General features: G+C 71.1%; 22 protein-coding genes and 1 pseudogene. 7 read left to right on the forward strand and 16 right to left on the reverse strand.

Translation table 11 applies throughout. From position 1 onward, the window contains the following. Positions 1-6 precede the first annotated feature (6 nt). The 11 genes from AC16DP_RS44405 to AC16DP_RS44455 are packed head-to-tail and all read right to left on the reverse strand — an operon-like array spanning position 7 to position 9,709. A complete protein-coding gene (locus AC16DP_RS44405; RefSeq protein ID WP_329734933.1) occupies positions 7-870 on the reverse strand; it encodes a MerR family transcriptional regulator in 864 nt (287 codons plus the stop codon). Next, positions 867-1,550, reverse strand: coding sequence for a lysophospholipid acyltransferase family protein (locus AC16DP_RS44410; protein ID WP_329734934.1), 684 nt, complete (start codon positions 1,548-1,550; stop codon positions 867-869). The genes AC16DP_RS44405 and AC16DP_RS44410 overlap by 4 nt, the downstream gene beginning before the upstream one ends. Next, positions 1,547-1,894: a lycopene cyclase domain-containing protein gene (locus AC16DP_RS44415; protein ID WP_329734935.1), complete on the reverse strand. Its 348-nt coding sequence runs from the start codon at positions 1,892-1,894 to the stop codon at positions 1,547-1,549. The genes AC16DP_RS44410 and AC16DP_RS44415 overlap by 4 nt, the downstream gene beginning before the upstream one ends. After that, the gene (locus AC16DP_RS44420) at positions 1,891-2,277 is read right to left on the reverse strand and encodes a lycopene cyclase domain-containing protein (protein WP_329734936.1); all 387 of its coding nucleotides are present in this window, start codon (positions 2,275-2,277) and stop codon (positions 1,891-1,893) included. The genes AC16DP_RS44415 and AC16DP_RS44420 overlap by 4 nt, the downstream gene beginning before the upstream one ends. Further along, the gene (locus tag AC16DP_RS44425; protein ID WP_329734937.1) at positions 2,274-3,428 is read right to left on the reverse strand and encodes a glycosyltransferase family 2 protein; all 1,155 of its coding nucleotides are present in this window, start codon (positions 3,426-3,428) and stop codon (positions 2,274-2,276) included. The genes AC16DP_RS44420 and AC16DP_RS44425 overlap by 4 nt, the downstream gene beginning before the upstream one ends. Further along, a complete protein-coding gene (locus AC16DP_RS44430) occupies positions 3,425-4,402 on the reverse strand; it encodes a carotenoid 1,2-hydratase (protein WP_329734938.1) in 978 nt (325 codons plus the stop codon). The genes AC16DP_RS44425 and AC16DP_RS44430 overlap by 4 nt, the downstream gene beginning before the upstream one ends. Then, the gene (locus tag AC16DP_RS44435) at positions 4,399-5,856 is read right to left on the reverse strand and encodes a phytoene desaturase family protein (RefSeq protein WP_329734939.1); all 1,458 of its coding nucleotides are present in this window, start codon (positions 5,854-5,856) and stop codon (positions 4,399-4,401) included. Before AC16DP_RS44435 ends, AC16DP_RS44430 begins: the two co-directional genes overlap by 4 nt. Beyond that, entirely contained in the window at positions 5,853-6,047 is a 195-nt protein-coding gene (locus AC16DP_RS44440; protein ID WP_329734940.1) for a hypothetical protein, read from the reverse strand. The genes AC16DP_RS44435 and AC16DP_RS44440 overlap by 4 nt, the downstream gene beginning before the upstream one ends. Continuing rightward, entirely contained in the window at positions 6,044-7,069 is a 1,026-nt protein-coding gene (locus AC16DP_RS44445; protein WP_329734941.1) for a phytoene/squalene synthase family protein, read from the reverse strand. The genes AC16DP_RS44440 and AC16DP_RS44445 overlap by 4 nt, the downstream gene beginning before the upstream one ends. Then, positions 7,066-8,610, reverse strand: coding sequence for a phytoene desaturase family protein (locus tag AC16DP_RS44450; protein WP_329734942.1), 1,545 nt, complete (start codon positions 8,608-8,610; stop codon positions 7,066-7,068). The genes AC16DP_RS44445 and AC16DP_RS44450 overlap by 4 nt, the downstream gene beginning before the upstream one ends. 13 nt (positions 8,611-8,623) lie before the next feature. Next, the gene (locus tag AC16DP_RS44455) at positions 8,624-9,709 is read right to left on the reverse strand and encodes a polyprenyl synthetase family protein (protein WP_483957072.1); all 1,086 of its coding nucleotides are present in this window, start codon (positions 9,707-9,709) and stop codon (positions 8,624-8,626) included. A gap of 233 nt (positions 9,710-9,942) precedes the next feature. Here AC16DP_RS44455 and AC16DP_RS44460 point away from each other — a divergent pair, with 233 nt between their 5' ends. The 4 genes from AC16DP_RS44460 to AC16DP_RS44475 all read left to right on the forward strand — a co-directional run bounded on the left by AC16DP_RS44460 (position 9,943) and on the right by AC16DP_RS44475 (position 13,247). After that, positions 9,943-10,377 carry a hypothetical protein gene (locus AC16DP_RS44460; protein WP_329734944.1) on the forward strand — a complete coding sequence of 145 codons (435 nt, stop codon included), beginning with the start codon at positions 9,943-9,945 and terminating at the stop codon, positions 10,375-10,377. After that, positions 10,374-11,279 (forward strand): TIGR01777 family oxidoreductase, encoded by a 906-nt coding sequence (locus tag AC16DP_RS44465; RefSeq protein ID WP_329734945.1) that lies wholly within the window; start codon positions 10,374-10,376, stop codon positions 11,277-11,279. The genes AC16DP_RS44460 and AC16DP_RS44465 overlap by 4 nt, the downstream gene beginning before the upstream one ends. A gap of 73 nt (positions 11,280-11,352) precedes the next feature. Beyond that, on the forward strand, positions 11,353-12,564 hold the full coding sequence (locus tag AC16DP_RS44470; RefSeq protein ID WP_329734946.1) for a metallophosphoesterase: 1,212 nt from the start codon (positions 11,353-11,355) through the stop codon (positions 12,562-12,564). A gap of 47 nt (positions 12,565-12,611) precedes the next feature. Next, on the forward strand, positions 12,612-13,247 hold the full coding sequence (locus AC16DP_RS44475) for a TetR/AcrR family transcriptional regulator (protein ID WP_329734947.1): 636 nt from the start codon (positions 12,612-12,614) through the stop codon (positions 13,245-13,247). 104 nt (positions 13,248-13,351) lie between these two features. Here AC16DP_RS44475 and AC16DP_RS44480 read toward each other — a convergent pair whose 3' ends face one another. After that, entirely contained in the window at positions 13,352-18,016 is a 4,665-nt protein-coding gene (locus tag AC16DP_RS44480; RefSeq protein ID WP_329734948.1) for a lamin tail domain-containing protein, read from the reverse strand. Between the two features lie 251 nt (positions 18,017-18,267). Here AC16DP_RS44480 and AC16DP_RS44485 point away from each other — a divergent pair, with 251 nt between their 5' ends. Then, positions 18,268-18,819 carry an FHA domain-containing protein gene (locus AC16DP_RS44485; RefSeq protein ID WP_329734949.1) on the forward strand — a complete coding sequence of 184 codons (552 nt, stop codon included), beginning with the start codon at positions 18,268-18,270 and terminating at the stop codon, positions 18,817-18,819. Positions 18,820-18,844: 25 nt separating this feature from the next. On the opposite strand, the gene AC16DP_RS44490 is transcribed toward AC16DP_RS44485, so the two are convergent. The 4 genes from AC16DP_RS44490 to AC16DP_RS44505 form a co-directional block, all read right to left on the reverse strand. Then, positions 18,845-19,534, reverse strand: coding sequence for a tetratricopeptide repeat protein (locus AC16DP_RS44490; RefSeq protein ID WP_329734950.1), 690 nt, complete (start codon positions 19,532-19,534; stop codon positions 18,845-18,847). Then, positions 19,506-20,819 carry a serine/threonine-protein kinase gene (locus tag AC16DP_RS44495; protein WP_329734951.1) on the reverse strand — a complete coding sequence of 438 codons (1,314 nt, stop codon included), beginning with the start codon at positions 20,817-20,819 and terminating at the stop codon, positions 19,506-19,508. Before AC16DP_RS44495 ends, AC16DP_RS44490 begins: the two co-directional genes overlap by 29 nt. Before the next feature lie 177 nt (positions 20,820-20,996). Continuing rightward, positions 20,997-22,421 carry a MopE-related protein gene (locus AC16DP_RS44500; protein WP_329734952.1) on the reverse strand — a complete coding sequence of 475 codons (1,425 nt, stop codon included), beginning with the start codon at positions 22,419-22,421 and terminating at the stop codon, positions 20,997-20,999. Between the two features lie 2 nt (positions 22,422-22,423). Next, positions 22,424-23,671: a PEGA domain-containing protein gene (locus AC16DP_RS44505; RefSeq protein ID WP_329734953.1), complete on the reverse strand. Its 1,248-nt coding sequence runs from the start codon at positions 23,669-23,671 to the stop codon at positions 22,424-22,426. Between the two features lie 213 nt (positions 23,672-23,884). Here AC16DP_RS44505 and AC16DP_RS44510 point away from each other — a divergent pair, with 213 nt between their 5' ends. Next, positions 23,885-24,451 carry a hypothetical protein gene (locus tag AC16DP_RS44510; RefSeq protein WP_329734954.1) on the forward strand — a complete coding sequence of 189 codons (567 nt, stop codon included), beginning with the start codon at positions 23,885-23,887 and terminating at the stop codon, positions 24,449-24,451. A gap of 46 nt (positions 24,452-24,497) precedes the next feature. Beyond that, positions 24,498-24,836: pseudogene (locus tag AC16DP_RS44515) on the forward strand (DUF2380 domain-containing protein); the annotation flags it as partial.

Here is a 24,836-nt window from a genome sequence, read left to right on the forward strand (position 1 = left end):
ACCTCCTCAGGTGCGGTTCGACGCGCCGCGCGCCTGCTGCCAGAGGGCCATCAGCTCCTCCGTGGACTCCGCGTACTGTGCTCCCACGTTGAAAATGACCTTCAGGTGCTCACGCGCGCCCGGCCCCCCTACTACTACCATCGCCGGAGCACACGCCTCCACCGCGCTCTGCAACACCTGGCGCAGCTCGTCCGCCTCCCGTCGTCTCACGCACGAGAGCGCCACCACGTCCGGAGTCACCTGCACGCACGCTCCGCGCAACGCCTCGGCCGGAGTGTCCGCCCCCAACAGCGTCACCTGCCAGCCCCTGCGCTTGAGATGCAGGCCCAGTGCCAGCAACCCGCCCTCGTGCATGTCACGTTCTGGACAGGCCAGCAGCACCCGGGGGCCCCCCGGCCGGGAATCCTCGGCCAGCAGCAGCGCCCGCAGCCGCTGGCGGATGAGCGCCGAGGCCAGGTGCTCCCGCGCGATGTCCAGCCGATGACCCATCTCCCGCAGCAGCGGCATGAGCACGGTGTCCACGTAGGGCTCCACCGCCAGGGCCGCCTGCGCCTCGCCCAGCACCCGGTCCGCCGCGTCCCCGTCCAGCACCATCACCGCCGACCAGAAGCGCTCCTCCAGCCGCTCGCGCACCGGCAGCTCCGCCACCGGCACCGTGCGCACCTGGGCGATGGCCTCACTCACCGACAGGCCGTCGGAGATGAGCGTCGCCACCCGGCGGACGTTCTCCACCTCTTCCCGCGAGTAGACGCGGTAGTTGCTCTCGTTGCGGTGCGGGCGCGGAAAGCCATAGCGCCGCTCCCACGCCCGAAGCGTGGCCTCGCGGATGCCCGTCAGCCGGGCGATGGTCCGGATGCGCAGCAGCGTCATGCCGAGGGCGCCCTCCCCCGCACCGCGTCCCAGCGCTCCGCCACGCCCATGCCCCCCGACACCACCCGCGTGAAGCCCTCCAGGCCCGTCACCTCCGCCAGCCGGCGCACCGCTCCCTCCAGCTCCGACTGGAAGCGCGCCAGCGCCCCCGCCCCGTGCGGCGTCCCCACCTCCACCAGCACGTCCGGCCGCTCGTGCTCGAGGAAGACATAGCGGATGGCCAGCGGCACGCACTCCACCTGCCCCACCCGCGCCAGCAGCTCCACCCCGCGCTCCAGCTTCAACGGCAGCACCCCGAAGGGGCGCAGTCCGCCCTCCGGGAAGATGCACACCGCGGCGCCCGGCTTGCGCAGCAGCTCACGCGCGTAGCGCAGCGTCTCCAGCGACGAGGCCGCCTCGCCCCGGCGGATGCTGAAGGCGCCCAGCCTCGACAGGAAGCGGTAGCGCTCCAGGTTCTGCTCCTCCATCACGCAGTACGCATCCCAGCCCGCCGCCTTCCCCAGCTGGTGCAGCACGAAGCCGTCCCACCAGTTGGAGTGGTTCGCGTACACCAGCCGCGCCCCCTCTCCTCCCGGCAGCTGCCCGCGCACCCACAGGCCCCGGAACGCCGACCGGAACTTCCACCCCACGTACCCGTCGAGCACCCACCCGAAGAGCCCTCCCTTCGCCGCGCGTATCACGGCACCCGCGCCTCCCGCCGCGAAAGGAGGACCGTGAAGAGCGTCAGCCCGAGCGACACCATCACGCTCGTCAGCAGGAAGAAGAGGATCTCCTCCAGCGGCACCCCGGCCACGTACACGCCCAGGTGCTTGCCCTCGCCGAAGTTCCAGATGCCCACGCGGATGGCCAGGTGGTCCGCCACCGCCAGGTACGTCCCCACCACCAGCGCCGGTGGCAGCACCGCCCACAGCACCGCCCCCGTGCGGCTCCGGAAGTGGTGCACCAGCACCGCCAGCTGCAGCACGATGAAGGGCACCGCCCACGACAGCAGGTGGATCATGTACGCCCAGCGCGACTCCATCATGACGCCACCTCCTTGGCGTCCGCCGGCCGAGGCTTGGGCACCGCGGCGCCCTCGGCCGGACGGCGCTGGGGCTCGGGAGACTCGAGCACCCGCAGCAGCCGCGCGCGCGCCCACAGCCCCACCAGCAGCGTCTGCAGCCCGAAGAAGAGGTACTCCTCCACCGGCAGGTAGCCCAGCTTGATGCCCCAGATGAGCTCCGGCTTGAAGCCCCACAGGCCCCACTTCACCGCCAGGTTGTCCCACGGAGACGTCGCCGCGTAGACCACCACCATCAGCAGCCCCATGGGCGCCAGCCCCCGTGGCGTCAGCGTGCGCCGGTAGCGCACCAGCTGGAAGAGAATCGGCAGGACGACGAACAGTCCCAGGAAGCGTGCGTACGTCATCCCCGGCCTCCACCGAGCTCCGGCGACATGCGGCCCCCGGAATACAACGCGTAGGTGCGGCCCCGCCACGTCACCCGCGACGGCCGCACGAGAGAAGTCATGAACGCGGCGAGCAACAGGGCCTCGCCGAGCAGCCAGTCCCACAGCAACGGGGCCGGAGGGGTGAACCCGATACCCTCACCCCGTCCCTCTCCCGAGGGGAGAGGGGAAGCAGGCGCAGTGGGCGTGGTGAGCACGGTCAGGCGCCAGGAGAGCAGGGTTCTCACCATGAGGAGACCCGCGACTCCCGCCGACAGCCACATGGAGCCCATCAAAAGGCTGAGCGCCAGCAACGGCCACGTCGGCGTGAAGAGCAGCGGCACCGTCGGGTACAGCCCCGGCCGGTGGCTGCTCAGCACCTGCATCCACCTCGTGAAGCGCTCCAGCGCCGCGCTCCACGTGCCCGGCGCCATCGGCACCAGCGCGGGCACCTCGCACAGCTCAACCTCGAGCCCCTTCGCGTGCAACCGCTTGGACAGCTCCAGGTCCTCGCCGATGTGGTCCTCCAGCGGCCGGAGCTCCGCGATCGCCCGATCGCTCAACCCGAGCGCCTTGCCGCACACCGCCTTGGCCCCCGCGCTCATCACGTGCAGCGCCCGGAAGCTGTGGTGCGTACGGCGCAGCAGCCCCGCCACCGCCCGGTCCGCCAGCGCCCGCTCGCCCACCGGCGTCGGCACCGCCGTGCTCAGCGCCGCTCCCGCCTCCACCGGCGCCGCCAGGCCCTCCACCAGCGCTCCCGTCACCGCCACGTCCGCGTCCACCACCAGCACCACCCGCCCGTCCCGCGGCAGCTTCTCCAGCGCGTACAGCAGGTGCCCCACCTTCCGGTTCGGCGCCACCGGGTCGCTCTTCAGCCACAGCACGTCCTGGGGCAGCCTCGGCCGCTGCGGCGAGAGCACCACGTGCGTCAGCGGCCCCGCGTAGTCGATGGGCCTCGCCAGGTTCTCCAGCTCGCGCTCCGTGGGCGCGTCCACCGGACGCAGCAGCAGCACCGGCACCCGCGTGGACCCGGGCGCACGGCGGCGCTGGCTCAACAGGCGCCCCAGCGCCACCGCGCTGAAGCCTCCCGCCAGCACCACCCAGCCCAGGCCCATGGCCACCAGCGCATTCATGCCCCACGCTCCACGCGCGTGCGGAAGTGCGCCATCCAGCGGATGAAGGGCGAGTGGAAACGGCGGAAGTCCGCCACCTCCCCCATCACGTCCAGCCCGTCCCGCCGCGCCTCCACCCGCGCGTAGAAGGGCGAGGACTCCAACAGCCTCGGCGCGCCCACCGCCTCGTTGCCCGCGTACAGCTTCGCCGGCACGCGCAAGCCCCAGCCCGTCAGGCTCGTGTCGCGCGCCTCGGCCAGCAGCGGCCTCCGCTCGGCCTTCGTGCCCAGCGCGCCCGCCGTCACGCGCAGCGGCGCCACCCCGCCCGGCAGGTGGTAGTCCACCACCGTCTCCTCCAGCCCGTGCACCCGCGCCCAGTGCCACCCCGGCAGCCGCGCGCCCAGCAGCTCCTCGCCATGGTTGGTGTCGTGGTAGCCCATTCCCTCCGCCACCACGCCCTCGGAGGACACCTCCAGCCGAGCCTTCGCCCGCGGCGCCAGCGCCCGCCAGTAGTGCGGCAGCCCCGGCACCAGCTGCACCTCCTCCGCCGCCGTCACCTGGGGCTCCAGCTCCAGCCGCGCGCGCAGCGGCCCACCGAAGGGCGCGCACCGCTCGTCCACCTCCATGCGCACCGCGCCGTCCAGCCCGTACTCCAGCAGCGAGCCGCCGACGCGCAGCGCCCGGCCTCCCCGCTGCACCTGCACCGCCGCGTGCGGGTACTCGCTCAGCACCCAGCGCCGGCCCGTGCCCCGGTGGTACAGCGCGAAGTTCACCGCGCAGTGCTCCAACGGCAGCGCGCCCCGCTTCACCCCCGCCGAGTAGCGCGGAGAGAAGAGCGAGCCCACCATGAAGATGCACACCGCGCTGTACTCGCCCGCCGTCACGTCGGCGTAGAACCAGCGGTACGCCCCCGGGGTGTCCGGCAGCGGCGGCAGCGCGTCGCGCCACGCATACCCCTTCGGCGAGCCGGGGACGGCGAAGTCCATGCGCCTCATGCGCTCCTCCGCAGGTGCTCGGACGCCATCTCCGCGGCGAAGCGGCCGGACAGCATCACCAGCGGAACCCCGCCGCCCGGGTGCGTGCCTCCGCCCGCGAAGAAGAGCCCCGGCGTCCCGCCCCGGATGCGCGGACGGCGGAACGGGCCGAACTTCCCGTGCGGCAGGAAGCCGTAGATGGAGCCGCCCGGCGCGCCCAGGGCCGCCAGGTCCACCGGCGTGCGCTGCCCCACCACCCGCATGCGCCCGCGCAGCTCCGGGTAGTGCACCAGCAGCTTGTCGAACATCTGCGTCTTCACCCGCTCGGCCTGCAGCTCCCACGCGGCCGCCGCCCGCTCGTACGCGGCCGGCTCGCGCGGCAGCGCCGGGGCATTCACCATGACGAAGAGGCCCGTCTTGTCCGGCGGTGCCACCGTCGGGTCCGTCGCCGAGGGGTTGCAGAAGTACACCGTCGGATCATTGGCCAGCTGGCCCCCGAAGAGCTCGTCGAACTCGCGGCGGTAGTCCCGGCCGAAGAGCACGGTGTGGTGCGGCAGCGCGGGGCGGCCATCCACCTCCAGCAGCAGCACGTAGCCCGACAGCGACAGCGGCTCGCTTCCCCGCCCCAGCTTGTCCAGCGGATCCGCGTTCACCACCACCGAGTCGAAGCGCTCCTCGCCGCCCGGCGGCCCCACGCGGTAACCCCGCGCGTCGCGCGTGTAGCCCACCCGCACGTTGAGGTGCACCTTCACGCCCTGGCGCTTCACCGCCGCGCCCAGCCCATCCACCAGCGCGCCGATGCCGCCCTGTACGTGGTGCACGCCATACGCGCGCTCGATGTGGGGGATGAGGGCGTAGGCCGCGCTCGCCTCGTAGGGCGAGGCCCCCGCGTACGTGGCGAAGCGGCCCACGAACTGCTGCATGTGGTCCGTCTTGAAGTGGGCCCGCGCCAGCTCATCCAGCGTGGCCAGCTTCATCCCCTTGGCCATCGCCGTCACGCCCCGCCGCGCCACCCGCGTCATGAAGCCGGCCAGGCCCTCGAAGGGCGCCTCCAGGTACGGCTCGCCCGCGGCGCGCCAGATGGCCTCGGCCTCCTCATAGAAGCCGTGCACCCCGCGCCGCTCGCTGGGCCGCATCTCACCCGCGCTCTGCGCCGTGCGCTCGACGTCCTTGTACGCCACGAAACCGCACCCGTCCGCGAAGCGATAGGTGCACTGGGGCTCCAGCTCGGCGATGGGCGGCAACAGGTCCGCACCGCCCAGGCGCTCGAACAGCCCCTTGACCACGTCCGGCAGCGTGAGCAGCGTGGGCCCGGTGTCCAGCCGGAGCCCGTCCACCCGCACGCACTGCGCCTTTCCTCCGAGGGTGGGGCTTCCCTCGAAGAGCGTGACGTCGTGGCCCTCCTTCGCCAGGAGCCCGGCGGCCGTCAGCCCCCCGATTCCGCCGCCCACCACCGCGACACGCATCGTCTTCATCGCACGGTCCCCTTCCGACGGGCCTCCTCGGCGAGGATCTCCCGCGCACGCTCGGGCCGGTAGACGCGCTCGCGCGCCAGCCAGCGCGACTCCACCAGCCGCGTCCGGCGGCGCTCCGGCGACTGCCGGTAGAAACCCGACAGGCGCGAGGAGCGCTTCACCTTCAACGTCTGTACCTTGTCGTCGCTCATAACCTCACTCCCGTGGTGACCCCCCTGGGAAGAAGAGGCACCGTCACCTCGGGCGTCGGCGGCGCGGGCAGCACGGCCGCCGGCCGCACCAGGATGGTGGAGGCCAGCGCCAGCTTGCGCTTGCCCGGCACCGACAGCCGGCCCTTGAAGACGTCGTAGTCGTTCTGCTCGATGACGCGCAGGATGTCCCCGTAGATGGAGCCCATCAGCTTCACCATGCGCTGGCAGCCGAAGCCGGTGAGCGCGGGGATGCCCGCCGCCGCCCGCGCGTAGTAGGCGCGCGCCCGGTCGATCTGGAAGCGCATGAAGTCGCGCCACCGGTCATCCACCACGCCCGCGCGCAGGTCGTCCACCGTGAGGCCGAAGGCCTCCAGCTCCTCCCGCGGCAGGTAGACGCGGTCGCGGTCCAGGTCCTCCTTCACGTCCCGGAGGATGTTGGTGAGCTGCATGGCGCGGCCCAGGTCCGCCGCCGGCCCGAGCGCCCACTCCGCCGAGCACCCCAGCATGGGCGCCATCATCAGCCCCACCACGCCGGCCACGCGGTAGCAGTACAGGTCCAGCTCGGCCCAGCTCTCGTAGCGGCGCTTCGTCAGGTCCATCTCCATGCCGGAGATGAGGTCCTGCATGGGCTGCTCGGGGACGCGGAAGCGGCGGATGACGTCCTGGAGCGCGGCGAACTCGGCCGGATCCCACGGGCCATCGCCCCCACTGGCGCGCGTGGAGGGCGGAGGCATGCGCGGGTCTCCCAGCTCCGGCACGTCCACGAAGAGCTCGGCCACCGCCCGGCGCGCGCGGCTCAACCGCTCGCCCAGGTCCTCGGGCACCGCGCCCCGGTCCGCGCCGTCCGCCACGTCCACCATGTCGTCCAGGCGCCGGCAGTAGGCATAGAGCGCGAAGGCCGCCTTGCGCCGCAGCCCGAAGAGCATGAACGAGGCGAAGAAGAAGCTCTTGGCGTGATGACGCGTCACGCGCTCCGCCATGTCGTAACCACGGGTCACCAGGATGTTGTCCGACTTCTTCATGCCGCCTCCTCGATTGCTCCGCGCCCGTCACTTCCGGGCTCCTTCACCACTTGCGCCGCGCCCGACCACTCCAGGATACGCTCCACCACCAGCCGCGCGGAGATGAGCACCGTGGGAAGACCGGTGCCCGGCTGGGTGGAGGCCCCCACGAAGAACAGATTCCGTACCCGGGCATCCTGGTTCGCGGGGCGGAAGGGGCCAATCTGGAAGAAGTTCTGCGCCAGCCCGAACGCACTGCCCCGGGCCAGGTTGAAGGTGGCCGCCCAGTCATCCGGCGTGTAGACGCGCTCCACCTCGATGTCCCGCTCCAGCTCCGGGTAGCCCAGCTCGGCCAGGCGCCGGAACACCTTGGCCCTCACCTTCGGGCCCTCCACCTTCCAGTCCAACCCCGGGTGCTGATGAGGCACCGGCACCAGGACGTAGAGCGAGTCCTTGCCCGGAGGCGCCAGGCTCTCATCCGTGTGCGCCGGAGCGTTGACGTAGAAGCTCGGGTCCTCGGGCACGCGGAAGCGCTCGAAGATGTCGTCGAACGAGCCCTTGTAGTCGCTGCCGAACACCACGTTGTGGTGCTGGAGCCCCTCGTACCGGCGCTTGAGTCCCAGGTAGAGCATGTAGCCACTGGACGTGTAGCGCAGCTTCTTCGCGCGCTTGAGCCGGGTGACGCCCGGGTCCAACAGCTTCTCGTACGCGTAGGGCAGATCCGCGTTACAGAGCACCACGTCCGCCTTCACCACCTGCCCGTCCTCGAGCCGCACGCCCACCGCGCGCGCGCCGTCGGTGAGGATGCGCTGGACGGGCGTGTTGTAGTGCAGCCGCACTCCCTCCTCGCGCGCCACCTTCTCCAGCGCGAGGGGAATGGCGTACAGGCCTCCCTTGGGGAACCACACGCCCACGCCCAGCTCCGTGAAGGGCAGCAGCCCGTACACCGCGGGCGATGCGAAGGGCGACACGCCCAGGTACATCGTCTGGAAGGTCATCGCCGCGCGCAGCCGCTCGTCCTGGAAGAAGCGGCTGACGTCCGCGTACATGCGGCGGTGGGCGCGGACCTGGAAGATCTTCTTGAGCACCGAGGGCGCGAAGTAGTCGGAGATGCCCGCGTAGTTGCGGCCCACCAGGTGGTCCAGGCTGGTGCGGTACTGGGTGCGGCCCTGCGCGAGGAAGGCCAGGTAGCGCGCGTAGCTGCCGGGCTCTATCCGCTCCAGCTCGCGCCCCATGGCGCACAGCTCGGAGGTGAAGGTGATGGCCGAGCCGTCGCGGTAGTGGATGCGGTAGTTCGGGTCACACCGCAGCAGCGTGAGGTAGTCCTCCAGGCGCCGGCCGAGCGAGGCGAACGTCTCCTGGAACACCTCGGGCATGAGGACGATGGTGGGGCCGATGTCCCAGGTGAAGCCGTCCACCTGCAGGCGGTTGCAGCGCCCGCCGGGGCCGCCCGTCTTCTCGAACAGCTGCACGTCGAAGCCCTGGTGGGCCAGCCGCGCCGCCGCCGCGAGCCCACCCACGCCCGCGCCCACCACCACCGCCTGTCGTTTGCCACGGCTCACGGTACGGCTCCTCTCAGACGATACGGTGGGCCAGCTGGCCGATGAGGGACTGCACCAGCTCGCGCAGACCGTTGGGGTTGGGCAGCTCGGCCAGCGCGCGCACCGCGCCGTGCGAGGCCCGTGTCACCAGATTCTCCGTGGCGCTCCGCCCCCCGCCCTCCTCCACCAGCCGCCGCACCCGCCCGAGCGCGAGCTCGTCCCTGCGCTCCACGGGCAGGGCCCACAGCGCCTCCAGCTCCCGGCGCACCTCGGGCAACGCCCGCGACCAGGCCGCCGCCACCGGGAAGGTCCGCCGGCCCCGGAGGAAGTCGCACCGCGGGGCCCGGACGCCCACCCGGCCGTCCTCGAAGAGGCCCAGCACCTGCTCGCGCAGCTCGTAGGCGAGCCCCACGTGGCAGCCCACGCGCGCCAGCCGCAGCCGCAGCCCCGCGTCCGCCCCCGCCAGCATCGCCCCGCACACCAGCGCCGGGGCCAGGCCCTCGCGCACCACCTGCATGCGCGCCAGCCGCCAGGCCCGCATCACGCCCCCGGGGCCCAGGCACTCGCCGCCGCGCTCCAGCTCCACGTAGCGGCCCACCGCCGAGTAGCGGCACAGCTTCAGGTAGTACTGGCTGGCCTGCGTGGCGCCCGGCAGCTCCGAGCCCAGCAGCGTCTCCATGGCGCGGGCGAAGAGATGATCCCCCACCACCACGGACAGGTGCTGGCCCGTGGCGCCCGGCCCCAGCAGGTGGTGCAGCGTCAGCCCTCCGCGCCGCAGCACCGACTGCTCCGTCGCGTCGTCATGGACGGCCGCGAAGGCGTGCAGCAGCTCCACGCCCGCGGCGAAGCGCCACAGCCCCGCCGGCACGGACGCCGAGCCCCGGGCCAGGCAGTAGCCGGCCAGCAGCAGCGCCGGGCGCATCCTCCAGGCGGGGCGCGACACGTACTCGCGGACGTGTCCCAGGGCTTCCGTCCAACGGATGTCCAACCTGCTCTCGTCCGGCAGCTCCAACAGCTCCGCCAGCGACGCATCCACCCGGGCCTGCACCAACTGCAGCCACGCCTGCTCCACCGAGGGAGCCGGCATGGGCGCTGCAGAGATGAAGGGCGTGAGCCCCATACAACCTTCCTCCCGGCGGATGGATGACGACTGTCCTGGAGGTAACCTTTGTGTCCAGGCTCTGTCAAGGTTATGTTCAAGGTTCGTACAAGCTTCGTTCACAGGAGGCCCCGATGACTGCACGGATTGCTGGCATGCTGACGGCTGCTCTGTTGGCCGCGAGTCCATCGCGCGCCGCCGAGCCACAGGTTGGACCGATGGACGCAACCTTGCGGGGCTCCAATGGAAAGGAAGTGGCGATCTCCCGATGGCGGGGAAAACCCGTCATTCTCTTCTATGAGGATCGCCACTCCACGACACTCAACTCGCCCTTGAAGGAGGCCCTCTTCTCGAAGGGTCAGAAAATGGGGCTGCTGGACGCGGCGTTCGTGGTGGCGGTGGCCAACCTGGAGTCGTTCGACTTCTTCCCCGCGCGGGGAATCGCGTTGTCCTACGTGCGCGACGAGGAGAAGAAGTGGGGCATTCCCATCCTGGTGGACCTGAAGGGAACGCTGGGGGCCTCGCCGTGGAACCTGCCCACCAAGACGTCCTCGGTGTTGCTGTTGGATGGGAACGGAGCGCTCGTCTACCGGTACTCCGGCCGCATGGGGGACGAGGACCAGAGGGCCTTCTTCCAGACGCTCGGTGGGCTGCTCGGCCGGGAGATTCCCGAGGAGGAGCACCCGTGAAGGTCGCCCTCACCGGAGCCAGTGGCTTCCTCGGTCCCCAGCTCGTGCGGCGGCTGTTGGACAAGGGCCATGCCGTGCACGTGCTGGCGCGCGACGTGGAGCGCGCGTTGAAGGGGCTGCCGGCGGGAGTGAGCGGCGCCTTCTTCGACGCGTCCACGCCGCTGCCGCCGGACGCGCTGGGGGGCGCCGGCGCGGTGGTGCACCTGGCGGGCGAGCCGGTGGCGCAGCGGTGGACGGAGAGCGCGCGCCGGCGCATCCACGACAGCCGGGTGGTGGGCACGCGGCTGCTGGTGGAGGCCATGCAGGCGGCGGGCACGGTGCGGCACTTCGTATCGGCCTCGGCCATCGGCTACTACGGGGGAGACCGGGGCGCGGAGCCCCTCACGGAGAGCAGCGCCCCCGGAGAGGACTTCCTCGCTCGGGTGTGCCGGGACTGGGAGGCCGAGGCGCAGCGGGCCGCCGCGGCGGACATCCGCACGGTGGTGGCGCGCATCGGCGTGGTGCTGCACCCGGAGGGCGGCGCGCTGAAGCAGATGCTGCCCGCCTTCCGCCTGGGCCTGGGCGGGAAGATGGGCTCGGGGCAGCAGTACATGAGCTGGGTGCACCGCGACGACACGCTGGGCCTGCTGCTCTTCGCGCTGGAGCAGCCGGAGCTGACGGGCCCGGTGAACGTGACGGCGCCGGAGCCGGTGACGAACGCGGACTTCTCGCGGGCCCTGGGGGCGGCGCTGCACCGGCCGGCGGTGCTCCCGGTGCCCGGCTTCGCGCTGAAGGCGGCGCTGGGGGAGATGTCCGAGGTGGTGCTGGGAGGCCAGCGGGTGCTGCCCCGGCGCGCGCTCGAGGCCGGTTACCGCTTCCAGCACCCCGAGCTGTCCGAGGCCCTCCGCACGCTCGTGGGGTGAGGGCCCGGCTTCACGTTTCTTCACGTACGATGGGGTTGCGGCGCGCGGAGCGCCGGTGAGTATTGGGACCACCATGCGCTTCACCCTTCAGTCGCTCATCTTCTTCGGCACCATGTCCCTCATCGTGGTGCTGGGGCACGTCTACCTGTACCGCCGGCTCTTCCGGGACACGGCGAAGCACCCCCACTGGCGGCGGGCGGGCGTGGTGCTGATGGGCCTGCTGGCCACGCTCATGACGAGTTGGTGGTTCGTGCCGCGCCTGCTGCCCCAGGAGACGGCGTCCGTCCTCTCGCAGCTCAACTGGTTCTGGATGGGCGTGGCCACCTACCTGCTGCTGGCGGTGCTGTCGCTGGGAGGCCTGCGCACGCTCTCCGGCTGGCTGGAGCGCCGCCGCGTGGAGGAGACGCCCGTGGCCGCCCCGGTGGTGGAGCCGGTGGTGGATGAAGCGCGGCGGCAGTTCCTCGCCCGGACGACGGCGGGGGTGGCGGTGGCGGCCGCGGGAGGCATGGCCGGCTATGGCGTGTGGCGCGCCTTCCACCCGCCGGTGGTGAACGAGGTGGCGGTGAAGCTGCCCGGCCTGCCCAAGGCGCTGGACGGCTTCAGCATCATCCAGCTCAGCGACGTGCACGTGGGGCCGCTCATCCAGCGCCGCTTCATGGACGCGGTGGTGGCGCAGTGCAACGCCCTGAAGGGGGACCTCGTGTGCATCACGGGGGACCTGGTGGACGGCCGGGTGGCGCAGCTGGCGCACGGGGTGGGCGCGCTGAACAACCTGCGCTCGCGGCACGGCACGTACTTCGTCACGGGCAACCACGAGTACTACTCGGGGGACGAGGAGTGGGCCGAGGCGCTCACGCGCATGGGGGTGACGGTGCTGCGCAACCGCCACGTGCGCATCGGCGAGCCGGGGGCCTCGTTCGACCTGGTGGGCGTGGATGACTGGGGCGCGCACCGCTCGGGCTATCCGCGCGAGCGCAGCTATGACCTGGCGGCGGCCACGGCGGGGAGAGACCCGTCGCGAGCCGCGGTGCTGCTGGCGCACCAGCCCTCCGGCTGGCGTGAGCACGCGCTGAAGGCGGGCATGGGGCTGCAGCTGTCCGGGCACACCCACGGGGGGCAGTTCTTCCCCTTCAACCTGGTGGTCTCCGCCATCTGGGAGCACGACGCCGGCCTGTTCCGCGAGGGCGACAGCCACATCTACGTCAGCCGCGGCACGGGCTTCTGGGGCCCGCCGCTCCGGGTGGCCGCCCCGCCGGAGATCGTCAAGGTGACGCTCCTGGCGTGACACGAACGTGACGCCACATCTCGAGCCTGGGTAGGATATCTAACTGGATGCGTAAGGCAGCGGAGAAGCGGGAGATCAAGCAGGAGCGCGCGGCTCGGACGCGAGTGGAAATCCTGGAGGCGGCCATCACGTTGTTCGCGCGACGGGGAATCCTCGCGACGACGATGGCCCAGCTGGCCAAGGCCATCCGGATGACGCCGGGGGCGCTCTACTGGCACTTCCCCACGAAGGAGGATCTGCTGCTGGCGGCCATCGACGAGCTGCACGGGCGCTACTACGCCGAGTTCGATCCGGTGCTGACCGAGCAGCAGACGTTTCCGGCGAGCGTGCGGCTCAAGACGTTCATGGAGCGCACGCATCAGTTCCTGCGCAGCCACCGCGAGTACGGCATCTTCTTCGGGATGGTGGCGGCGGAGTCGGCGGAGAACAACGACCGGGTGGCGGAGGCCCTCCGGGAGAAGCTGGGCATCTACGTCACGGCGGTGGAGAACATCATCCTCCACGGCCAGCAGCAGACGAAGGAGTTCCGCCAGGACGTGGACGCGAAGCATGCCGCGCACGGCATCATCGGCGCCTTCATCGGCGCGATGCTGCATCAGAACCTGTTCCGCGAGTCGGTGCCGTACGACGGCATGCACACCGCGCTGGCGCAGCTGCTGGTGGAAGGCACCGTCACGCGCTGAAACGGCAACGCCCCCCGCGTCACCCGGACTGCGTGACACGGAGGGCGTTGGGACTTCACCGGCCCCGCCCGCCCCCCGGTGGAGGCGGACGGGCCCGGCATCCGTCAGGGCTGCTCGGTCGGGCTCGAGGAGTTCTGCGGATCGCGCGTGGTGCGCTGCAGGAAGTCCACCGAGTTGTCGTTGGAGTCGTAGCCGTTGCCCTTCGCCGCGTCGGCGCCGCCCGTGGCCATCGTGGCGGCCGTCGAGGTGGCGAGCGCCTTGCGCTCGAGGCTGCCGCCCGGAGACGGGTGCGCGGGGCCGTACCTGGTCTCGGAACCCACGGCGGTGGAGCCGTAGCCGAGCGTATCCACCGCGTTCGGGTCATCGAGCGACGCGCCCACCTCGGGCTTGCCGATGCGCAGGGCGCCCGCCGAGCCCGACATGTTGAGCGCGTGGGTCGCATCCGGGGTGACGGCGCCACGGTAGTTCCCGTTGGCGAGCAGGAAGTACCCATACGCCGGGATGCTCTTGCCGTCCGGGATGGTGTAGGTGTTCGAGCTGCCGTAGGTCGTCCCGCCCGCGCTCTTGTACTGGAGCTTCCAGCCGCTCAGGTCCACGGGCTCACTGGACGGGTTGTAGAGCTCCACGAACTCGTCCTGTTGCTCGTCCGGGCTGGTGCTCGTGGGGCCGCCGCGCGCGGAGATCTCGCTGATGACCACGTGCGGAGGCAGCGCCGCGACCTCGATGTTGGCCGTGGCCGAGCTGCCCGCGCCCAGGGTGTTGGAGGCCACGAGCTTGCCCGTCACCTCCTGCTCGCCCGCGGTGAACGTCACATCCACCGTCTTGGCGCCCGAGGCGATGGTCGCGGTCGCCGCGTTGAGGGTGCCCAGCTCAGGAGGCGTGAGGGCGAGCAGCACGGTGAAGCCGTCGGTCTCGGCCGCCTTGTCGAGCGTCACGGTGAAGGTGCGCGAGGCCTTGGGAACGAGCTTGGCCTGGGCGGGGGTGATGCTGGCGATCCTCGGGAAGGGCAGACGCACCGTCACGTTGGCGGTGACCTCCTTCGCGCCGAGCGAGGCCTTGATGGTGCCCGTGCCACTGCCCGTGGCATCCGCGGTGAAGTCGAAGACGGCCGTGCTGGCCCCCGAGGCCACCGGCACCGTGAGGGGCACCGTCCCGAAGGCCGCTCCCGCCGTGGGAGGCGTCGCCACCAGCCGCACGAGCATGTCTCCCGGAGCCGCCCCACTGAGCGTCACCGTGAACGGCTGGGTGGTGCCCTGGAAGACGGCGACCGGGCTCGGGGTGATGCTGACGATCTCCGGGAGGCTGGCGGTGGCCAGCTCGATGGTGGAGCTCTGGGACGCGGTGGTGCCCGCCACCCGGGCGGTGAGCGTCCCCGGGCCGGTGCCAGGCGCCGCGGACGTCTTGAAGGTGAAGGGGACCAGGAGGCTGTCGGTGCCCACCGTCACTGGATCGATCGTGCCGAGCTCCGTGGGCAACACCTCGAGCTCGAGGGTGGTGCCCGCCGGAGCCGGGATATCCAGGGTCGCCAGGAGCGTCACGTCGTTGGACGCGGCGGTGACGATGCGGCCCGGGGCGAGCGTGGTGAGCCTGGGCTGCTCCGCGGCGCCCAGCACGCGCACCGTGGTCTCCTTCGAGGAGGCACCCATCGTGGCCTTCAGCGTCACACTGCTCGCCATGGCCACGGGGATGAGCTTCACCTCGGCGCTGAGCTGCCCCTTGGGGATGATCACCTTGCCGCTCTGAGCCACCCGCAGGCTGGCCGTGTCGGACGAGGTGACGGTGACCTCGACGTCCTCACCGTAGGCCGCCGGCAGCGACACCAGGAGCTTCGCCGGCCCGATGATCGAGCACCCGTTGGGGTCACACGCGGGATTCACCCGGATGAACGGGGTGGAGGGCAGCCCGAAGGAGGCCAGGGGCGGCGGAGGCAGGAGCAGATCGTCCGCGCTGCGCGGCTCGAGCTTGGAGTTGCCATTGCGCCACTCGAGGATGCCGCGCACGCGGCGGAACTCCGTGCCCACCTCGGGCATGGGGTGGCGGTACATGAGATCGTTCACCCGCAGGCCCTGCGTCTCCGTGCCATCCGCCCGGGTGTCCACGACGAACTCGTACGTGGGCGCGTAGTCGGCCGTGCCCGGGGTGGGCTCCTGCTTGGACACGAAGACGTTGGTGACCTCCACCAGCACGCTCTCGAGCGCCGCGGCGCGCGAGCCGCCCGTGTTCACATCGGAGGGGGAGACGGCGACGGGCGCCGGCAGCGGGGCGGTGCCCAGCTTCGTGAAGGTGACGTTGTTGAGCTGGAGCTGCCCGAAGTAGTCCTTCACCAGGGCCGTCTTGATCTCGATGAGATCGCCCACCGCGGGCTTGGCGGCGGTGGAGGACGAGGAGAAGACGTAGACGCCGGACCAGTCCGGGCCGGAGGTCAGCTCCGCCGTGGGAATCTGGACGTAGTAGCTGTTGCCCGCGATGGCCGTCACCACCGCCTTGGGAATGGTGACGGTGTAGCCCATGAGCGGGATGGCGCCGGACACCGGCCGCTTGACGTCGTAGAGGGAGACCGAGCAGAGCACGTCGTTCGGGTTGGCGTTGGGGCACGCGTCGCACGCGTCACCGCGGCCATCGCCATCCGTGTCCGTCTGCTCCGGGTTGGCCACACCGGGGCAGTTGTCACCGGGGCTGAACTTGCCATCACCGTCCTCGTCCGCCGGGTTGGGCGCGGTGCAGGTGGAGACACCGGCCTCCAGCGGGCACGGGTCGCACGCATCACCCACGCCGTCGCCGTCGGTATCCGCCTGCTTGCGGTCGTCCAGGGGGCGGATGGGGTTGAAGACGATGGGGCAGTTGTCCTCGGCGTTGGCGACGCCGTCACCATCGAAGTCGGCGAGCCGGCGGATGCCGCTGTAGACGGTGGAGCCATTCTGCGAGGCGGCCACCGGGGCGGTGGCCGTGCGCTGCGGCTCGCAGGAGGGCTCGTTCGTCGGGGTCACATCGGCGCAGAAGAACAGCTCGTATGCGCTCTTGTTGACCTCCCTCAGCTCGGCCAGCGTCTTGCCCGTCTCGGACTTCACGCACGCCGCCTTGGCACTGCCGCACATGGGAAGGTCCTCACAGGGCTCCGTCGCGCCCACGGTCAGCGCGGCCACGACCGCCTTGTCGCCGAAGAGCGGCTTGCCGCCGCGCACGGTGAGGACCACGTCGTCCGGCCGGGCCTCGATGACGGCGCGGTGCGGGGAGTAGGCGAAGGTCTTGAGCTTGAAGATGGCCAGATCCGCCACCTTCTTGGGGGCGATGCGGCCAATCTTCTCCCAGGTCTCCGTCAGGTCCGCGGCGTTCGCCGTGACCATCCGCCACAGCTCCTCGTCGGTGAAGGTCCGCGAGTAGTGCACCTCGTTGAGGTAGCTGGCGCAGCGCAGCTCGCGCAGGATGTTCATCGAGCCCGACTGCAGCCAGTCCGTGCCCAGCGCGATGTTCACACCCAGCTGCTTGTAGGCGGTGACCATGGCCGTCTCGCCGTACAGGGAGATGTTGGAGCGCGGCGACCAAATGAGGCCCGTGCCCTTCGCGGCCATCTTGGCGATGTCCGCCGCCGTGAGACCGATGCCGTGGATGATGGCCGTGTTCGACGCCAGCAGCTGCTGGCTGCCCGTGCCCTCACCGGAGAGGCAGCGGAACTCGTTGCGCGCCGACTCCGCGATGCCCTCGGCGATGTGCGGCAGGTAGGCCGACAGGGGCGGAATCTCGCTCGGCGTGTCGAGGCTCGTCCTGTAGTTGCACCCGCTCGACAGCTCCTCGCCGCCGGAGTCACCGATGGGGAACGTCTGGAAGTTCAGCTCCGGCTCGGCGAGGCCCTCCTGGGCCGTGCCCGAGGAGTTCAGATCGCGCAGGAAGCCGGGACGGCCGCCGCTGCTGGCGATGGCGGTGGTGCCGGCCATCACCTGGCGCAGCTCGGCCCAGCGCACGCCGAGGTCCGCCGCCGTGGAGCCCGCGGACAGCTTGGTGTGCCCGTCATGCGCGGCCCCGCCCACACGCCAGTCGTGGCGGTGCTCGTAGCGCTCCGCACGCCCGGCCTCCGGCGCCTTCTGGTAGTCGATGTGATCGTGCGCGTTGATGAGCGCCGGGGAGATGACGCCCTGCGGGCAGGCAATGACCGTGGCGGTGTCCGCCCCCGCCGTGCCCGAGCAGTCGCACGCCGAGCACTGGATGATGCCCTTGTCGTCCACCAGCACCTGGCCGCCATTGAGCGTCTTGCCATCCATCAGCACCACGCCCTTGTAGAGGCGCGCCGTGCCGGTACCAGCGAGCACCTTGCAGGTCTCACCGGCCGTCGGCTGCTCCTCTGCCTTCACCGTCCAGTTGCACTGCTGCGGCGCCGGACGGGTGACCACGCAGGTGCTCTCGCACCCGTCACCGTCCGTCGTGTTGCCGTCGTCGCACGCCTCGGAGATCTCCCGCTTGCCGTTGCCGCACACGGCCAGCACTTCCTGATCCGGCGTGGTGATGCTGCAGTCGTTCTGGCAACCGTCACCGTCCACCTGGTTGCCGTCGTCACACGCCTCGCCGACCTCCTGCTCTCCATTGCCGCAGACGGCCGGCGCGCTCTCGGTGGTACAGCTCTTCGAACAGCCGTCACCGTTGGCGGTGTTGCCGTCGTCACATTGTTCCTTGCCCTCGACGCGGCCATTGCCGCATTCCTCGGGCGGGGTGCACGCCGAGAGCAGGAGAAGTCCTGCACTCAACAGTGCCAGGAGATGGCGGGGGTGATTGCGCATGCAGTTCCTGGGGGGGTTGGGGGTTGGACCTGCGCAGTGGGCTCCCGCCTGGTGACAACGGCGTGAAGCACACTGAAACATTCAAGTGACACCTTACGCCGGAGGTGGGCCGGGTGAAAATCCGTGCCAGCCGTTTGGACGCCTGCTTTCGGCCGAAAACGCCCCTCTCAAACGCGCACTCTTGGACAACCCGGCGACTCCGGACACCCGAAGCAGTGGCGATCAGACGCCGGAGGTGTTTCTCTCCCCTCATGGCGCGCTCCCTGCTGCTCTCGCTGCTCGTGCGGCAGCACCTCGCACTCAAGGAGAAGTTCCGGGCCCGCTACCCGCACTGCTGGCTGGTGTGGGAAGCCGGGGTCTGGAACGTTCCGGAGAACAGCGAGCAGAACCACGGCACCACCCGGCTGCCCACCTCGGATCTCCGCGACTGCCTGCCGTCGGGGGATGCCATGTGCTTCGAGCTGGCCGTGGCGCCGGGGAAGGACACGCTGACGCTGGGGCGGGCCTCGCACAACGTCTTCGTCATCAACGACGCCACGGTGTCGCGCGAGCACCTGGCGCTCCACCCCCAGCCCGACGGGAGCTGGACGGTGGAGGCGCTGGCCCAGGGCGGGCCGGCGATGCTCGGCGGCAAGCGGATGCGGCCCGGGCAGCACCTGCCGCTGGAGTCCGGCATGCAGCTGCAGCTGGGCGACGTGCGGCTCACCTTCCACGACGCCGAGAGCTTCCACACCCGCATGGGCCACACGGCCGCGCTGATGATGGCCCACCAGCGGGGCGGCTCCCGGGAGACCCCGGCCTGAGCGGGGCCCGGGCCCCCGGCTGCGGCTAACGCACGGTGCCCAGCGTGGTGGGGCGCGGCTGGGGAGCGGTGGCCGCGTAGATGACGCCGCCGGCGAGCACCGCCACGGCGCCCGCCCCCGCCCACACCCACCACTTCGTCAGCACGCTGTCTCCCTTCACCTGGGCCTCGGTCCGCGCGGAGGTCCTCGCGCCGGGCACCAGGGCGCGCTTGCCCTCGCCCTGCTGGACACGGCGCGCGGCGATCGCCTCGGCCTGGGCCCGCAGCGCCGCGGCCTTCGCCTGCTCCCGCGCCGTCTCCTCGCGCGCCTGGCGCCGCTCCTGCTCCCGGAGCACCGCCTCGTCCATCTCCGCGATGAGCTCCCGCGCCAGCGCGGCGTTGGACGGCTCCTCCTTGGAGAGCGTCAGGTAGCGCCGGTAGAAGAAGCCGGCGCGCTCGGGACGGCCCATCTGCCGGTGGCACTGGGCGATGTTGAAGAGGAAGCCCGGCAGCGGCATCAACCGGTACGCCTCGCTGTAGGCGTCCAGGGCCTTCTGGAACTCGCCCAGGTCGTAGGCGATGTTGCCCTCGGAGAACCTGGCGCGGGCCTGCGACTCCACGTGGGCGCCCACCTCCCCGTTCGCGGCGCGCGCGGACAGGGGCGACACGGCGAGCGCCACCGCCACCAGCACCGGCAGCAGGGAGCGCTCAGCGAGCGAACGGATCGATGACGTCATCGCGCACTCCGGGGTTCTGCTTGCGGTGGACAGCGGGGCGGACGGAGTCGCGCGCCTGCTTGCGGCCCGTCCGCGGCTCCGCCTCCTGGACGAGCGGCGCCTCGAGCGGGGCGGACGCGCCGGGCGGCTCCTCGTGCCCGGTGGCGAGGGTGACGGGGGCCCGCGCGGCCACCTCGTGCGCCCCGGAGGTGGCACCCCGCCGCACGCCCCACGAGAGCACCAGCCCCGCGAGCGCCAGGGCCACCATGCCCGAGGCGATCAGCGGCCAGGGGCGCCGCGCACCGGACAGGGCCGCGGGCACCGCCATGGGCTGGGTGGGACGCTCGTCCTCGGAGAGCTGGGGGGCCCGCGGCTCCGTCCCCGTGTCCGACAGCAGCGCGGTGATGACCTCGGCGAGCTGCCGCGGCCGGTCCGCGGGCTCCTTGGCCAGGCAGCGCAGGGCGAGCTGGGCCAGCACCTGCGGCACCGGCTCTCCCGCGGGCGTGTGCGAGGGCAGCGCGGGGGGCGGCTCGGTGAGGATCTTCACCATGAGCTGGCCGAAGTTGGAGGCCTGGAAGGGCGGCCGTCCGCCGAGCAGCTCGTAGAGGACGGTGCCCACCGCGTAGATGTCCGCGCGGTGGTCCACCGGCAGGCCCGCGGCCTGCTCCGGCGACATGTACGTGGGCGTGCCGATGATGGTGCCATCCAGCGTACCGCTGGTGTTCTCGGCGGTGAGCAGCTTGGCCACCCCGAAGTCGAGCACCTTCACGAAGTCCTGCTGCCCGGCCTTGTGGGCCACGAAGAGGTTGTCCGGCTTGACGTCCCGGTGCACCACCCCCAGCTGGTGCGCCGCGCCCAGCGCCGCGCACACCTGCACCAGCATGCGGCGGATGCGCTGCAGGGTGAGCTTCTCCTCCTGCAGCAGGGCGGAGAGGCTCTGCCCGCGCAGCAGCTCCATCACGCAGTAGACACGTCCGTGCTCCGCGTCCTCGATGAAGTCGAAGATCTCCACGATGTGTTCGTGGTTGATCTGATTGACGGCACGCGCCTCCTGGAAGAAGCGCTGCACGAAGCCGCGGTCATGGGAGAAGGCGGAGCGCAGCACCTTGAGGGCCACCTGGCGCCCCAGCCGCGTGTGACGCGCCTGGAACACCTGGCCCATGGAGCCTTCGCCCAGCAGGCGCTCCAGCTGGTAGCTGCCGAGGATGTCGCCTTCCTGAAGCTCGCGGTCCACGACCGTCGAGCCGCCTGCGGCTTGGAAGCTGCCTGAGAGCACCGTGCCCGAGATGAAGTCGTCGCCGCGCATGGGCGGCAAACCTTTTCATCCTCTCATTCCTCGGCAACCCACACAGCCAACGTTGTCGCCAGGGTGACGACTCTTCTGTCCCGCCCAGGGCGCAGAAGGCCTCCTGGGTTCCATCAGTGGGAACAGGCCCGCCCCGGGGGGCGAGCCTGTGCTCAGGTGTGAATCAAGCACACACCGTCAGGCGCAAGAGCCGTTGTTCTGGCAGGTGCCCGCCGCGCCGTTGGTGCGGGTGCAGGCGGTACCGGCGGGACAATCCGTCTTGTCCGCGCAGTCGGTCTGGGTATCGCCGTCGTTGTCCGTGCGGTCGTTGCAGATGGTCTCCTTCTTGGCGCAGTTGTTGAAGGAGCAGCCCGCGCCACAGACACCGCTGACGCAGTTGGAGTCCGAGTTGCCGACGATGCAGTCGGTCCTGCCCGCGTTCCCATCGTTGTCCTTGGCGTCGGAGCAGGCCACCTCCACCCGGGTCCCGGTGTTGGTGCACAGGGTGCCGTCACTGAAGCTCTTCCAGTAGCAGTCGCTGTCCGCGCAGTCGGCGCCGTTGTTGCCGTCGTTGTCCAGGCCGTCATTGCACACGGTCTCCGTGGCGGCGCCACCCGAGCACAGGCAGCCCCCGGCGACGCTGCAGTCCTTGCCGTTGCAGTCGACGGTGTCCGCGCAGTCGGTGCCCTCGGTGCCGTCGTTGTTGATGCCGTCGCTGCAGATGGTCTCCACGGCCTTGCTGCCCTGGCAGAGGCAGCCGGCGCCGCACGACTGGTTGGCGCAGTCGGGGTCCGCGCAGTCGGTGCCCTCGGTGCCGTCATTGTTGAGGCCGTCGCCGCAGGCGATCTCCTTCTTCACGTAGTTGGTGCAGACGCAGCCGGTGCCGCACGACTTGCCAGAGCACTCCTCCTCGACGCAGTCGGTGAATCCATCCGGCTCGTTGTCGACGCCGTCGCCGCAGTTGGCCTCGCCAATCGCCCGGCCGACGCAGACGCAGTTCTTGGCCGTGTCGCCGGCCTTGCACACGCGCGTCTGGTTGTCGCAGTCGCTGTCCGCGCAGTCCTTGGCGCCGTCCCCGTCGTCGTCGGTGTTGTCGTCACAGAGCGTCTCGCCGCGCGTCTTGCAGGCCCCATCCACGCACAGCTGGGTCACGGCGTTGCAGACGTTGCCGCACCGGCCGCAGTTGGCGATGTCCGTCTGGACGTTGAAGCCCTCGTCCGTCTCGCCGTCGCAGTCGTCATCGACGCCGTTGCACGACTCGGCGGAGGCGGGCAGGACCTCGCCGGTGCAGACCATGGAGCCGTCGGCGCCGCAGGTGACGCGGCCGGCCTTGCAGCCGCCCACGTCCTTCGTGCCCTCGGGGCCGGTGTAGCAGCTGGCCGCGGTCAGGTCGTCCAGCTGGCCGTTGCAGTTGTCGTCCTTGCCGTTGCACACCTCGGTGGTGGGCGTGCAGCAGTAGCCGCGCAGGCCCGCGCCGCGGGGAGCGCACACCACGCCCTGGGCGGCGCAGTCCTCGGCCGTGTCGCAGCTGAAGAGGGTGTCGTCCGGAAGCTCCGGCACCCAACAGCCCGCCGCGGACAGCGCGAGCACCAGACAGCAGAAGAGGGAAGAAAAGGACTTCATGTTCAGAAGCTCCCGCCAAAGACGAAGTGGAGGGCCGTGCCACTGGTGCCCTTCCCGCTGGAGACGGGGGCCACCGAGGAGGACACCGGCTCGGAACGCGCCGGGACGACGAGGAGCCACAGCAGGCTGCCGCCCGCCACCGCGCCACCGCCCGCCATGAGCGCCGTGGAGATCATCGACTGCTGCCGGGCGGCCAGGTACTCGGCGCGAGACACGTCCATGATCCCGTCGCCGTTGGCGTCCCGCACCTTGCCCTGGAGGCCCATGCCCATGGCCACGCCCGCGCCCACCGCCGCCAGACCCAGCACCGTGGTGTAGAGGGCGGGACGGCTGAAGACGGAGGGGCCGGAGGGGCCGCTGGACTTCTTCTTCTTCACGCTCGCCACGGCGTCCGCCGGGGGTCCCTCGGGCGCGGGGCCATTGAGCTCCAGCCGCACCGCCACCTCCTGCGTCTCGCCCGGCGCGAGCGTCAGCGTCTTCGTATAGGTGGAGTACTCGTCGGCCTCGACGATGAGCTGCACCTCGCCGGGCGGCAGCTTCGCCTCGACGGTGCCCACGCCCAGCATGCGCTCACCCACGCGCACCACCGCCTGCGACACGTTGCTGGACACCTTCAGCATCGAGCGCGGCCGGGCCAGCTCCGTCACGCGCTTGGAGAGCACCTCGCCCGCCTCGCGGATGAAGTTGCTGTCGGTGGGCTTGCGGCCCGTCACCACGTCCGTCTCCACCGCGCCCCGGTCCCGGTCATACGTCCACAGCCGCAGCGTCCAGCCCTCGTCCTCCAGCGCCAGGCGCGCCGTGGTGAGCAGGTCCGCGTCGAGCGTGTCCGCCGGTCCACTCAAGCACGCGGCCTCCTGGCAGCGCAGGGCGGTCTCGTAGTCCGACGCGAGCTGCTCGCGGACTTCCGCGGGCTCGGAGGCCCTGGCCACCCGGCCGGTGCGCAGCGCCACCGCCTGCAGCCACCCCATCCACCGCTTCGCCGCCGCGGCCCCGGCGCGCTCGGGCGTGTCCAGGCCCACCAGCGCGAAGCGCGGCTGCAGGTCCGCTCCGGGCGTGCCGCTGCTCAGGTCCAGGCCCAGCCCGCCCTGCTCGGCGTCCTGAGGAGTGCCCTCTCCGGAGTCCTGCTGCTGCTCGTTGCTCTGGGTGTTGGAATCACCGGACAGGTCCAGCCCGAGGCCCTGGGCCCGGGCCGGGCCGGCGGTCAGCGCGAGTGCCAGCAGGCCGGCCACATACACGACGGGGGTACGCATACACACTGTTGTACCGCGAACAGCGCCCGCTGCGGAGCACCGCCGACGTCGCATCCCGCTCTTGCCATGGGAGCAGGCAGGTGACTGCCACGTCCGGGTCCGCCATGTAGCCCCCAGGCACACCTGCAACCCTCTCGCGGGCCCACCCGTGGCAGACTCGCGCGAGGAACGAGGTGCCGCGCACGGGCACGCCGGGCCGAGGAGGAGGTTGCTGTGTCAACGGATGAGACGGGGTCGTCTGGCAACGGCGGGCAGCACAGGGTGGCCGGGTATCTGGGCTCGCTGGCGTTCCACATCAGCTACGTGACGCCCATCTTCTGGTTCGTGGAGCTGCTGCAGAACCAGCTGTACTGGAAGCTCACCGGCGAGCCGGGGTGGACGTACCCGCGCTCGCCCTACCACTGGTTCTCCTTCGAGAGCGTGGGGCTGTGGGCGGGCTCGGTGACCATCATCTGGTGCCTGAACTTCTTCTGGTTCCTGCGCCGGGACGTGGGGCTGGTGAAGCGGATGGTCATCGCCGGCACGGTCTGCTTCGCGGGCGAGTGGCTGGCGGGCTTCGTCGCCGACCGCGTGTTCGGCCATCCGATGCAGATCTGGACGAACGCGCCGCTGGTCTACATCCAGTTCAGCGCGCTCTTCTTCTGGTGGTGGGACGTGCTGCTGTACGAGCTGCTGACGGTGGACATCGCGAGACTGGGCCGGCCCGCCACGGCGACGCCGGAGCCGGGTGCGAAGGCGGAACCACTTCCCGGTTCGAGCTCCTCTTCGTCACTGCGGTAACGGGCATGGCGGACAGGCTCGGCAGGAGATGAGGACTCGCCAAGGAATGGGCGTGCTGCTCGCCCTGGCCCTGCTGTCCAACGCCTGCGCGTCGCTGACGCCACCGCCCGGCCGGGGGATGAACCTGCGCTACACGCACGGCGAGGGCGCCACGCCCGCCTGGGCGGGTGGCACGGGTGAGCCGCCCTCGCCCGAGCCCGGGGGGACACAGCGGCTGCACCGCCGCCAGCAGGCACGGCAGGCGGTGACGGCGGTGGACCCGGGCGATGCGGACACCCAGGCACGGGGGAGCGCCCTGGCGTCCCACCTGGCTTTGCTGGGGGCCGTGGACGAGGTGTCCGCCTCCACCCGCCGCCTTTCCCGTGAGCTGCCCAGACTCCGGGCC

The organism is Archangium sp., assembly GCF_057119385.1.